The sequence below is a fragment of the Candidatus Chlamydia corallus genome (assembly GCF_002817655.1).
Classification (GTDB): domain Bacteria; phylum Chlamydiota; class Chlamydiia; order Chlamydiales; family Chlamydiaceae; genus Chlamydia; species Chlamydia corallus.
The window spans coordinates 535353-547657 of record NZ_NWQK01000001.1 but is presented as its reverse complement, the minus strand read 5'-3'; the positions used below and the strand labels follow the sequence as shown (position 1 = coordinate 547657).

Genomic DNA, 12305 nt, shown 5'->3' with positions numbered 1-12305 from the left:
TTTTACTTCGCTTACTATGTACTACGACTTGCCGCAACAACAGTCGGTGACATTGTCAGTAGCTATGAACCAACAGCTTTTTGTTATTTTTCCCCCCCCCCCCCCACCAAGAGTGCCCAAGTCTTTCATAATACCGTTCTTACACGAGAAGGCATGAACCTCTCCGTAATATGTTTCAGATCTCCCTACAATGACCTTCCCGTTATTTGCTACCGCTTTAGCAACAGCAGAATATCCCCCTAAGGTTCCCAGATGTGTAAGAGTATTTCCTTCCCACTTTACAGCGTAAGAAATCCCAGCACAGTCTTGTATAGACCCTACAATTACATTACAGATCCGTTTGCAGATACAGAATTAGCAATTGATTTGACAGCCCAGCCTCTGGGTAAGACCTTAGCCTCTCCTCCATCCCACTTTACAGCATAAGTGCGTGACCAAGCATCCTTAGCAGTCCCTACAATTACAGATCCATCAGCAGAAATGCCATTAGCTTTGGATTCCACTGCCCAGCTAGAAGGAAGTACGTACATTTTATTGTCCTTCCATACGACTGCGAAATTTTGAGAAGATTCGTTCTTAATAATTCCCGAGATTATAGATCCATCAGAAGTGATTCCTGTTGCCATGGACTTTTTTACCCACGAACTGGTAGAGAGTTCATAAGTACCCCAATAATTCCATTTTACAGCGTAAGTGCGCGACCAAGCGTCTTTCACAACACCGACAGTTATAGAACCGTCTCCTGAAACAGCTTTTGCAGAGGCTTTTTTATTTGATAATCTTGAGAGGGTTCTTGTCCCCCAGTAATCCCATTTTACTGCAGAGGTTGCATCGAATTGATTCTCTGGCTTGTCTGTAATTACATAACCATGACCCGAGAGAGAATAAGATGAAAACATCATGATCCACAAACTAATTTGAGATAGCTTTGAACTTAGAATTTGTTTTAGTACTTTCATATTCTCCTCTGCTTGTCAGGATTTACATCAGAAAAGTATAGCAATATGTGTAAAGAGCTACAAGTATGATCAATGGACCCTTGGGAAACGGGTGCATTTTGTTTTTCAATGAAAAAGTGAGAGAAGTCTTTTAATAGATGTCTGGGCGGAGATTTTTGTGATAAAGAGAATAAAGATAGAAAAGTAAAAAATAATGCAAAAATTGCAGTTCAGAAAGCAGCTAAGCCAACTTCTGATCTGCAATTTGTTTTTGATCTACAAAAAGAGCATGTAAATTAAAAAAATCCCTTGCTACTCCTGAGTATCCTCATAGGCAAATACGTTAGAGTCTGTAAAGACTCCTTCAGAGCCCAGTTCCTCTTCAATTTCCATCAGTCTATTGTATTTTGCAATACGTTCAGAACGCGACAAGGATCCCGTTTTAATTTGACCAGCGTTAAAGGCAACAGCAAGATCTGCAATCGTAGTGTCAGTAGTTTCTCCTGAGCGATGAGAAATAATTGTAGTGTAGCCAGCCATTTGGGCAAGCTTAATCGCATAGGCGGTTTCGGTAAGCGTACCTATTTGATTTGGTTTAATTAATACAGAGTTAGCTAATCCGCTGGTAATGCCATCTAATATTAGTTCTGGATTTGTAACAAAAAGGTCGTCACCAACAATTTGAACTCTTTCTCCGAGAACCTCAGTTAACAAGGCCCAACCCTCATAGTCTTCTTCAGCAAGACCGTCTTCTATGGAGTCTATAGGATAGCGATCACATAAACTTGTAAGGATCTCGATTTGCTCTTCATAGTGCCTTCCATCATACGTGCCTGTTTTTACATTATAAAATGAGGACGCAGCGCAATCTAATGCCAGGGATATATCTTTTCCTGGAGTAAAGCCTGCTTGTTCGATAGCCAGCAATAGGAGCTCCAAAGCTTCTTCGTTAGAACCAAGATTGGGGGCAAAGCCTCCTTCGTCACCCACTCCAGTAGAAAGGCCTCTCTCATGGAGTAATTTTTTCAACGTATGAAAAACATCAGCTCCCTTGCTGATCGCTTCTTTTATGGAAGATGCTCCAATGGGACGAATCATAAATTCTTGGAACTCCAAGCCATTATCAGCATGCATGCCCCCATTGATTAGATTCATCATAGGACAGGGAAGACTACAGGCAAAACAGCCTCCTAAATAACGATAGAGAGGTCTTTGCATTGTTGCTGCTGCTGCGTGTGCTGTTGCTAGAGAGACTCCTAAAATAGCGTTGGCTCCTAGATTTTCTTTGTTCGAAGAACCATCAGAATCCATCATGAGAGAATCAATTAATGATTGCTCGTAAACATTATATCCCTTGACAAGAGGAAGAAGAACTTCATTTACATTTTTTACAGCTTGCAGAACTCCTTTACCCTGGTAACGAGAAGAATCTGCATCACGCAACTCTAAAGCTTCTTTTTTCCCTGTGGATGCTCCTGAAGGTACGCAAGCTTCTCCAACAGAACCTGTGCTGGTGGTTACTTTAACATGTAACGTGGGGTATCCTCGAGAATCCAAAATTTCTCTAGCTTGGACATCGGCAATGACAGCTTCAAACATAATTCCTATCTCTTTTTAAGACTTTGCTAAGAGCTGAATCGCATGTGAATATACTGATCCTGCTCTGCTTCCTGAATCGTGTCAGTTCTAAAATAAGAATCTACGGATTCAACGGATTCATATGAAACTCATAATGACAAAAATAGATAAATTTGGGGAGGAATATTCTTTAACATCGAGATTAGAAATGCTCTTAGAAGAGATATAGAAGCTGTTCTTTGCAAGCTTGCATGGCGTCTCGGTACTTTACAGCTTCATCGAATCGAAATTCCTTAGCAGCAAGCTGCATGAGTGTTTCATATTTCTTGATTTGCTCTTCGAGATCTTCTTTAGATACAGGTTTTTTAGATTCTTTAGGAGACTTTGCCTCTTTATTAGAGGTCTGTCCAATAGGGTTAGCAAAAATGGCCTTTATAATTGGCTTAGGAATAATGTTATGCTCTTTATTGTAATCTAACTGTATTTGACGGCGGCGTTCGGTTTCTCGAAGGGTCTCTTCTATCGAGCGTGTTTTTTGATCAGCATAGAAAATGACTTTGCCATTGATATTTCTAGCTGCTCTTCCACAAAACTGAATTAGAGATGACGTGCTTCTTAAAAAGCCCTCTTTATCAGCATCTAAGATGGCAACTAAAGAGACCTCGGGAAGATCGAGTCCTTCACGTAGAAGGTTAACTCCAATCAACACATCAATACTACCTGACCGTAGATCGGTAAGGATTTGGGTGCGTTCTGCAGTTTCTATTCCAGAATGCAGGTATGCTACAGGGATCTCTAATTCTGAAAGAAAGCCTGCGATATCTTCGGCAAGTTTTTTTGTTATAGAAATCACGAGGATCTTTTCATGCTTTTGAGACAACCTCTTACGAATCTCTTCAAGAAGATCATCAATTTGTCCTGTAGCAGGGCGTATTTCAGGCATGGGATCAGGAATTCCCGTAGGGCGAATGATTTGTTGTACAATATGACCCGAACTCTCTTGTAATTCCGTCTCTCCTGGTGTTGCAGAGACATAGATGACTTTGCGAAAGTAACGCTGAGTTTCTTCATAGGTCAGCGGGCGATTATCAAAGGCGGAGGGGAGACGGAATCCGTATTCTACTAAAGATTGCTTCCGGGATTGGTCTCCACGATACATAGCACGTATTTGTGGTAGTGTTTGATGAGACTCGTCTACAACAAGTAGAAAGTCCTCAGGAAAATAATCCAAGAGGCAAGTAGGAGGTGCTCCTGGTGGAGCTCCTGTAAAATGACGAGAATAGTTTTCTATGCCTTTGCAAAATCCGATTTCCTTGATCATCTCAATATCATGAGTCGTACGATGGAAAATACGGTCCTTTTCTATGGGGCGGTCTTCAAAAAAAGTCATGCGTTCTTCCAATTCATCCTGAATTGTTCGGATGGCTTGTTCTCGAATTGCCTCAGGAGTCACATAATGCGATCCAGGATATAAAGTAGCTGAAGAGACACTCTCCTTGGGAATCATAGTGAGAGGATCACTGTATTCTATGGAAATTAGAGTATCGTTTATAAATTCTAACCTTAAGGCAAGATCACTTTCGTAAGCAGGGAAAATATCAATAACACTTCCGCGCTCTCGAAATGCACTTCTTTGTGGGATTGGAGATGCTTGATAGTGCATTTTAACAAGTTGAGATGAGAGGATGTTCCTGGGGTACTCCTTCCCTACCTCTAAGACTAGAGCCATTGATGTATAGTTTTCAGGAGAACCAATACCATAAATGCACGATACGGAAGAGACAATTAAAGTATCTCGGCGTTCTAAAATAGATCGTGTTGCTGATAGACGTAATTTATCGATTTCATCATTGATGAGAAGGCTTTTTTCTATATAGGTATCACTACGGGCAATATAGGCCTCAGGTTGGTAGTAATCGTAATAAGAGATGAAATATTCGACGGCATTGTTAGGAAAAAATTCACGAAATTCCTGATATAGCTGAGCGGCTAGTGTTTTGTTATGAGCTAAAACTAGGGTAGGGAGATTTACGTTGGCAACCACATTAGCAATAGTGAATGTCTTCCCAGAACCCGTAGTTCCAAGAAGTACTTGTGATTTTATTTGAGCACGCACCCCTGCAGAGAGCTGAGCGATAGCTTCTGGCTGGTCACCGCAAGGATTAAAAGGAGCGTGTAGTTGGAATGTCATAGTAAAAGCTATTTAAGCAATGCGCGCCATTTATGGCTAAACCCGAATTTGTCGTGAACCTCTTCCATAGTAGCTTTCGCTACCTCACGCATTTTATGCGTACCTTGCTCTAAGACTTTTTGTAATGCCAGAGGCTTGGCTAGAAATTCTGATCGCCTTTCCTTGATGGGTTTTAAAAAGAGAATCAGCTCTTCAGCAAGGCGTGCCTTCACTTCTATATCTTTAATGCAACCTTGGCGATAGCGTGCTTTAAACTCTTCAACCTCATCTTTATGGGGATTGAAGACATCATGATAGATAAAGAGAGGGTTCCCTTCAACCCGACCAGGCGTAGTTGCTCGAATCCGGTTGGGATCAGTATACATCCTACGGACTTTTTCAGTGATTATATCATCGCTATCGGAAAGATAGATTGCGTTGTTCGCAGACTTACTCATTTTCCCTTGTCCATCGATCCCTACAAGAGAGGTGAGCTCACCTTGTAGTACCTCAGGTTCTGGAAATATCTGCCCGTACAAACGGTTGAAATTCCTAGCAATATCCCGCGTGAGTTCTACGTGGGCTTCATTGTCTTTCCCTACAGGGACGAACTGTGCTTTTGCTAGGAGGATATCCGCACTCTGTAAAATGGGGTAACCAATGAGGCCATAAGAGAATCCCCCTTCTTCAATCGAAGCGTTACGGGCCATATCTTTGAGACTAGGAATGCCCATCACTCTGTTGATTGAGATTAACATGGAGAACAGGAGATGTAACTCATAGATTTCAGGAATTGCAGATTGTAGGTAAATTGTAGATTTCGTCGGATCGATCCCGACACTTAACCAATCTGCAAGAACTTCATAGATATGGTTATCGAGATCTAGAACCTCTTCTTTGCGGATTTTTGTAGTTAAAGTATGGAGATCCGCAATGATAAAAAAACAATCGTACTCAGGGCAATTTTGAAGTTCCAGTCGATTTTTTATAGAACCAACCCAATGTCCTAAATGCAGTTTCCCTGTGGGACGATCTCCTGTAAGTACGCGCTTTTTTTTACTCATAATGCCTACTATTGAAGGGCTTTAGTCAGCTCATCAAAGTGGTTTTTTAATGATGTAATTTCTTCTTGAATTTCCTGAAGATTTTTTTCTCCAACAGGATTCTTTTGCGCTTCTAAAAGTCTTGCTAGTAAATGACGAATGAGGTGGCAGGTATTCTGTACATCGGTCATCAATAAGAACTCTTGACCGTCTACACGAGCTAATCGATTTAAAAAAATACAACGTTCTTGCTGTGTTAGCATATCCGAAGTGATAAAGTTAATAAATTCCCCACGTTCATGAATGTCTTTAGAAACACGTATAGGCATCATAAACTCTGAAATTAAACTATGAGCAGCTTGTTTTTGCTGGGGAGCGAGTTCTTGCGTTAACTTGCCATTAATTAACATTTCAAAAAAGAAATTAGCGATATCTTGCTGACCGTTAGCACAGTTGAAAACGACATTTTGAAATTCTCGAAATGTGGTGTAACCAATAGGAGTGGCATAAATTCTTTTTAAATTCCCTTCAAGAAGGAGAAAAACGTTGTCTTCAAGCTCTAATATTTTTGTCTTTGCTGCCATAAATTACACCTTTGTATGGGGAAAGAGGTTACTTTTAACTTTTTCTAGTTTTTTTATCAATTTTTCCAAAATGATCTGCTCATCAGAAGAGAGTGCGGTACACTTATTTAATATTTGAGAGCCTTTGGCAAGCATAGCAAGAGCTTGCTTTACTGGAGATGTTTTTCTACAATCTGTATCAACTAAGGGGAATTCTTTTCGAATGCGATCTAAAAGCTCGCTTTTTCGTTCGCCGCGATAATTTCGAATAATCTCTTCTTTTTTTTCTTGGGATCCTTGACGAGACGCTAAGGTATAGACGGCTTGTCTAGGCATTTTCTCCATCTCTATTTTTAAAGGTTCGGGAAGAAGAGTAAATAATTCATAGTACACTAAAAAATTATAAGGCGTTTGCCTATTCCCATAGGTTAAAAGTAGCCAAGAAGAAAAGGCTCCTTCGCGATAGCTTTTCAGCAAATCACGGACTTTTGTTATGCGTTCTCCGTGCAAGAGAACAGATTGATGATGGATTTGCTTGACTTCAGCAGAAAGAGTACATAGGTGTATAAGGTCAGGTTCTTCAATCTGTTCTCGAAAGTTATAGTGTTCAAGAAGATGACGGAGTTGTTCTTTTTCTTTTGGTAAAAGGGTGGGGTTGGAAAGGCGACCTGTAAAAGGAGAGAGTTCTCCTTCCATACGCTTACGGGCAAGCGCCTCCATTTTAGTTTGAGTATTTTTCTTGAAACGACTTTCTAACAACGTTTTTAGATTGCCCATAGAGCTACACATCTCTTAGTAAAATTAGCAATTCTTTAGTAAGGTTGAAATAATCTTCAGAAGCACGTGCACTGGGAGATGTAGCAAAGACTGGCTTGCCGTGAATCGCAGCTTCTGAAACAGTGATGTCTCTACGTATTTTCGTATTCAATAACTTGTCTGGGAACGTTTTGTGAATAAGATCAGCAAATGCAGAATTGTTTTTTCCTCTGCAATTCCAAAAGGATAAAGCAACACCTAAAATCGTTAGTGGATGTCGTGCGGAAATTCCTTGAATGAAACCAGCCAGACGTTCTAAACCTTTAACACTGTAAAATTCTGGTGTAGCACAAATAAGTGCGTAGTCTGCAGCAATTAGGGCAGACTCTGTAAGCCAACAAAGTGAAGGAGGAGTATCAATAATCACATAGTCGTACTGATCTTTGACAGAACCGAGTACGTACTTAAGCCTTTCATGAGAATAGCGATCAGCGGCAAGATTTCCTGAAACTTCAATACGCTCTAACCAGGTGTCGGCAGGAATCAAATCTAAATGGATATCTTGGATGGGGCGGATGACTTCTTGAATTTCCTTTTCGCCTTGTAAGACAACAGCAAGGCTGTCATAGCAATCGGGGTCTAATCCTAACCCAGAGGTGAGATTTGCTTGAGCATCGAAATCAATAAGCAGTACCTTAGCTTGATGATACTGCGAGAGAGCCGCACCAAGATGAAGGGTTGTTGATGTTTTTGCTGTTCCACCTTTAAAGCTGTTTACAGCGATAGTCTTCATTCTTGATGCGTATCCTCAAAAATCCTTAACAACTACAATAATGCAGTTAAACTTAAAGAGTTCTTTTCTTCAAGTATAGTGTTTAAGAATTTCTCTACGGTGACGTCATTAATCACCCGGTTATCTCGGGTGCGTACTGCTAATACATTTTCACTAATTTCATGATCCCCAAGAGTGATCATGTAATTCACCTGCATGTTTTGAGCATTGCGAATTTTTTTACTTACAGATTCGCTAGAATCATCTAGGGTGACCACTAAACCCATCCCTTTCCATTTCTCAACGAATTCTTTCGCTCGAGGAATGTGGCGATCGGCAACTGTAATGATCCGCACCTGCTCAGGACTTAGCCACAATGGGAATCTTCCTTTGAAGTGTTCTATAAGAATACCTAAAAAGCGTTCTATAGAACCAAAGAGAGCTCGATGTAGCATCACAGGAACACTCTTAGTTCCTTGCGCTGTGGTGTATTCTAATTCAAAACGTTCTGGTAGGAACATATCTAATTGAATAGTTCCACACTGCCATGTTCTTTGAATCGCATCTTTAACATGGATATCAATTTTCGGACCGTAAAAAGCTCCTTCCCCTGGGCGAACAATGAAGGGCGTCCCAGACTGAACCAGGGCTCGATTTAAGGCATCTGTGGCTAACTCCCATAGAGAGTCGTCACCTATTGTGTCTTTTTCTGGCCTTGTAGATAGCTCTAAGTGATACTCTAATCCAAATGTCCCGTATAGTTTAGAAACTAAAGCAAGAATGTTCAGAGTTTCCTCTTCGACTTGTTCTGGAGTAAGAAATACATGAGCGTCATCTTGATGGAACGCACGGACACGCATTAACCCCGATAGGGCTCCAGACGCTTCCTGACGATGCACGTGACCAATTTCTGCTACACGTAGAGGGAACTCCTTATAACTATGTAAGCGGGTTTTATAATAGAGCATGCATCCTGGACAGTTCATTGGCTTGATGGCGTAATCTTCATCATCAATTTTCAATGTGTACATGTTTGCTCTATAATTCTCCCAGTGACCCGAAACCTCCCATAACTGACGATTCATCAACTGTGGTGTTAGGATCTCTTTATAATCGGCAGCTACGTGCAGCTGCTTCCAGTAATTAATCAAAGCGTCCCAAACAATCATACCACGAGGATGAAAGAAAGGCATTCCAGGAGAACTCTCTTGTTGAGAAAAAAGATCTAACTTTACTCCCAACACACGGTGGTCCCGTTTTTTTGCTTCCTCAATTCGATCTAAATGTGCCCGAAGTTCTTTAGATGTAGGAAAGGAAGTCCCATAAATACGTACTAGAGATTCACGAGAAGGATCTCCTCGCCAATAGGCTGCTGATGTACGTAGTATTTTAAAAGCTTTTACGTGAGCTGTCGAAGGTAAATGAGGACCTCGGCAAAGGTCAAAAAACTCTCCCTGGCTATAGGCAGAAATTTCTTCATTATCGGGAAGCTCACGAATTAATTCTGTTTTAAACGGATTATTCGGGAATTCCTTTAAAGCTTGTTGTTTATCCTTACAAATAAAGCGAGAAATTACAAGTTTTTCATCTACAATTTGCTTTACTGTATCTTCAATTAATGAGAAGTCACTTTCACTAATTGAAAGATTGGCGAAATCATAATAAAATCCTTCGTCTATGACGGGACCGATTGTAGGAAGTGCATCTGGCCATAAACGCAGTACTGCTTGGGCTAGAAGATGCGCAGAAGTATGAAGAAAAATTTCTCGTCCTTCGGGATCCTCAGAAGTGAGAAATGTTAAGGTGTCGCCTTCTTGTAGGTGGATGGAAAGATCTCTAGGGCGTTCATTGATGAGAACCCCAATAAATTGATGTGAATTTTTTAATTGTTGAGCTAACTCTGCTGCTGTAGTACCGGCAAATACTTCATAATTTTCTTGATCACAAGTTACGTGAATCATCTTTTCCCATGCCTCCATTTTAAGGGGACCTTTGTTATTAGTATTTTAGTGTTTTTTTTGATCAAAGCAAGCAGCTTTTTATAAAAAAAATTTTTGCTTTTTAATTCGATTTGAAACAAGTCGGGAGATTTAAATTGGAGGTAATAAAAACATCTTTTATACTCTCTGCCTATTAAACATTATAAACTGGTTTGCATGTCGCTTTTTTTAGTTTTTCTTACGGCATTTATTTGGTCTTCTTCTTTTGCTCTTAGCAAGCTAGTTATGAACGCCTCGGCTCCGATATTTGCCACAGGGACTCGCATGATACTTGCTGGCGTTATCTTGGCGCTTGCTGCATGGTTTCGAGGCGGTTTTGTTTGTATATCGAAAAAAATATTCTTTTGTATTGTCCTGTTAGCTTTAACAGGATTTTATCTTACTAATATTTTTGAATTCCTAGGATTACAACATTTGAATTCATCTAGGGTATGTTTTATTTATGGACTCTCTCCTCTAATGTCAGCACTTTTTTCTTATATTCAGCTGAAAGAGAAGGTGACACAAAAAAAGATTTTAGGATTCTCTCTAGGTTTGTTGAGTTATATTTGCTACTTAACCTTTGGTGGGGGAGGGGATGGTTCTCAGCCTTGGACTTGGCAGATAGGTCTTCCTGAAATTCTAATTTTAGGGGCAGCAAGTTTCGCCTCTTTTGGCTGGACTCTTCTTAGACAAATTGAAAAACAGTCTACCCTATCAGTGACAGCAATTAATGCATGCGCCATGTTAATAGCTGGGATATTGTCACTCATGCATTCAGCAGTAGTGGAATCCTGGGATCCTTTGCCAGTACAAGATGTGTCGCAATTTTTATATGCGACTTTAGCTCTAGTGGTAATTTCTAATCTGATTTGCTACAATCTCTATGCAAAATTATTAAGGAAGTATTCTTCTACTTTTCTTTCCTTCTGTAATCTTATCATGCCGTTGTATTCAGGATTGTATGGCTGGATATTGCTTGGAGAAACGGGGGTCTCTTTGGGCTTGGTGCTTGCTGTAGCCTTAATGGTAGCAGGATGTCGCCTCATCTATCACGAAGAATTCCGTCAGGGCTACATTGTTTCTTAAGGTAAAGCCGCTTTACATGAAAAAGCTCGGTCACATACCGAGCTTTTTTGATCCGATCTCTGATTGTTAGTTAAAGATGGAAGATGTTGTTTGTGTTTGAGAGTCAGCAACATTTTGTAGTGTTTGTAAAGCAGAGTTAAATGTTTGCGTAGCTTGTTCTTGTAATTGCCCTGCTTGTGATGCTTGCTGGCCATAAACTGACGACATTTGTTTCATTACTTCTGCTTGAGCCTCTGCTTGTCCTGCCATTCGCTGATGGTGGGCCACTTGCATTCCTGTCTGGCCAGCAGTAAGACCTTCAACAGCTGCTGTAAGTCCGTGCATTAGCTGACTCATCTGCATAGAAGAAGAAAGAGCATTTCCTGCAAATGATGCAACACGTGCTCCTTGGGTTTTCACCACGTTCATCCCTCTGGAGAATTTTTCAGTCCAGTTTGGGTTATTTAAAACCTTTCCAAAAAGTCCTTTTGAAGTTGCTTCTGTTGTAGCTTTTGAAGCTGCTGCGGCCATATCATCGGTTAGGTTGGTTGCAGCTTTAGCTGCCGCTGCTCCCGCAGAACCCGCTGCTGATGAGGCAGTTTTAACAGTAGTAGCCGCAGTTTGTTGCACAGAAGAACTAGCAGAAGTCAGGGCTTTGGCAGCAGCGCCAGATGCAGCACCTCCTGCAGCACTTCCCGTTTCTTTTGCGAAGGAAGCGGATTTTAGGGCAGAGGTAGCTCCTTTTGCAGCAGAGAAAAGACCTCCTGCCACAGAAACTGTAAATCCTACAATGTTTACAATACCACTAATCAAAGATTGTTGTGCCTGTGCTTCTGTAGCTGATGCTTGATGGTTGGCTTGTCTTTGAATAGCTTCTGCAATAGCCGGGGCCGCTTCAACTTGTGATTGGATCGCTTGATTTTGTGCTTGGAACGAAGATTTCCAAGATTCTCCAGCGGCGTTAGCCATCAAGGTCATAACTAAACTGAGAAGTGCGAGAGTCCCCATATTTTTTTTAAGTACAATACCGTTGACGGTTTGCATATCAGGTACAGGAAGGTTAGGCGCGTCATAATTATTTTGTTTTAATCCCCCAGGACCTTTTACGGCTTGCGCGGTTACAGTTTCACTTGCACTTCCTACTGAAGTTCCAGATTTAGTTGCTGTAGATTTTTCGCTTTTTTCTCCCTTAGCACTTTTGGTTGAAGATGTGCTTTCTTTTTTTGAGGTTCCTTGGGATGACGCGTCCTGAATAAGATCTTCAAAACCTCCAGCAGCAACTTCTGCTTGAGAACTTTGTTTTGATACATGCTTAGTATCTTGACCACTTTGCGCAGCTCCTGTTTTCTGAGAGGCTTGTGCCAGTTGCGCAGCTAATGAGGGGTCCTGATTTGAACTTCCACTAACTCCTGATGTCATAGCAATACATGCTCCTTTA

11 protein-coding genes are annotated in these 12305 nt (G+C 40.9%); 1 reads left to right on the top strand and 10 read right to left on the bottom strand.

Going from position 1 to position 12305, the window contains the following annotated elements; translation table 11 throughout:
* Positions 1-21: 21 nt before the first annotated feature.
* The 9 genes from CMV32_RS05570 to thrS form a co-directional block, all read right to left on the bottom strand.
* Positions 22-192: a hypothetical protein gene (locus CMV32_RS05570; protein ID WP_239923140.1), complete on the bottom strand. Its 171-nt coding sequence runs from the start codon at positions 190-192 to the stop codon at positions 22-24.
* Positions 193-323: 131 nt separating this feature from the next.
* Entirely contained in the window at positions 324-959 is a 636-nt protein-coding gene (locus CMV32_RS02380; protein ID WP_100934320.1) for a hypothetical protein, read from the bottom strand.
* 291 nt (positions 960-1250) lie between these two features.
* On the bottom strand, positions 1251-2537 hold the full coding sequence (gene eno / locus CMV32_RS02375) for a phosphopyruvate hydratase (RefSeq protein WP_100934319.1): 1287 nt from the start codon (positions 2535-2537) through the stop codon (positions 1251-1253).
* A gap of 193 nt (positions 2538-2730) precedes the next feature.
* Positions 2731-4707: an excinuclease ABC subunit UvrB gene (uvrB, locus tag CMV32_RS02370; protein ID WP_100934318.1), complete on the bottom strand. Its 1977-nt coding sequence runs from the start codon at positions 4705-4707 to the stop codon at positions 2731-2733.
* An 8-nt stretch (positions 4708-4715) separates the two neighbouring features.
* A complete protein-coding gene (trpS, locus tag CMV32_RS02365) occupies positions 4716-5750 on the bottom strand; it encodes a tryptophan--tRNA ligase (protein ID WP_100934317.1) in 1035 nt (344 codons plus the stop codon).
* 8 nt (positions 5751-5758) lie between these two features.
* Positions 5759-6313: a CT584 family type III secretion system tip protein gene (locus CMV32_RS02360; protein WP_100934316.1), complete on the bottom strand. Its 555-nt coding sequence runs from the start codon at positions 6311-6313 to the stop codon at positions 5759-5761.
* A gap of 3 nt (positions 6314-6316) precedes the next feature.
* Positions 6317-7069 (bottom strand): pGP6-D family virulence protein, encoded by a 753-nt coding sequence (locus CMV32_RS02355; RefSeq protein WP_100934315.1) that lies wholly within the window; start codon positions 7067-7069, stop codon positions 6317-6319.
* Between the two features lie 4 nt (positions 7070-7073).
* Positions 7074-7841 carry a ParA family protein gene (locus tag CMV32_RS02350; protein WP_100934314.1) on the bottom strand — a complete coding sequence of 256 codons (768 nt, stop codon included), beginning with the start codon at positions 7839-7841 and terminating at the stop codon, positions 7074-7076.
* A gap of 32 nt (positions 7842-7873) precedes the next feature.
* Positions 7874-9781, bottom strand: a complete 1908-nt coding sequence (gene thrS / locus CMV32_RS02345; protein ID WP_100934357.1) for a threonine--tRNA ligase — start codon at positions 9779-9781, stop codon at positions 7874-7876.
* Positions 9782-9976: 195 nt separating this feature from the next.
* Here thrS and CMV32_RS02340 point away from each other — a divergent pair, with 195 nt between their 5' ends.
* On the top strand, positions 9977-10888 hold the full coding sequence (locus CMV32_RS02340) for a DMT family transporter (RefSeq protein ID WP_100934313.1): 912 nt from the start codon (positions 9977-9979) through the stop codon (positions 10886-10888).
* 66 nt (positions 10889-10954) lie between these two features.
* Here the strand turns inward: CMV32_RS02340 and sctE are convergent, their stop codons facing one another.
* On the bottom strand, positions 10955-12286 hold the full coding sequence (gene sctE / locus CMV32_RS02335; protein ID WP_100934312.1) for a type III secretion system translocon subunit SseC family protein: 1332 nt from the start codon (positions 12284-12286) through the stop codon (positions 10955-10957).
* Between the last annotated feature and the right edge of the window lie 19 nt (positions 12287-12305).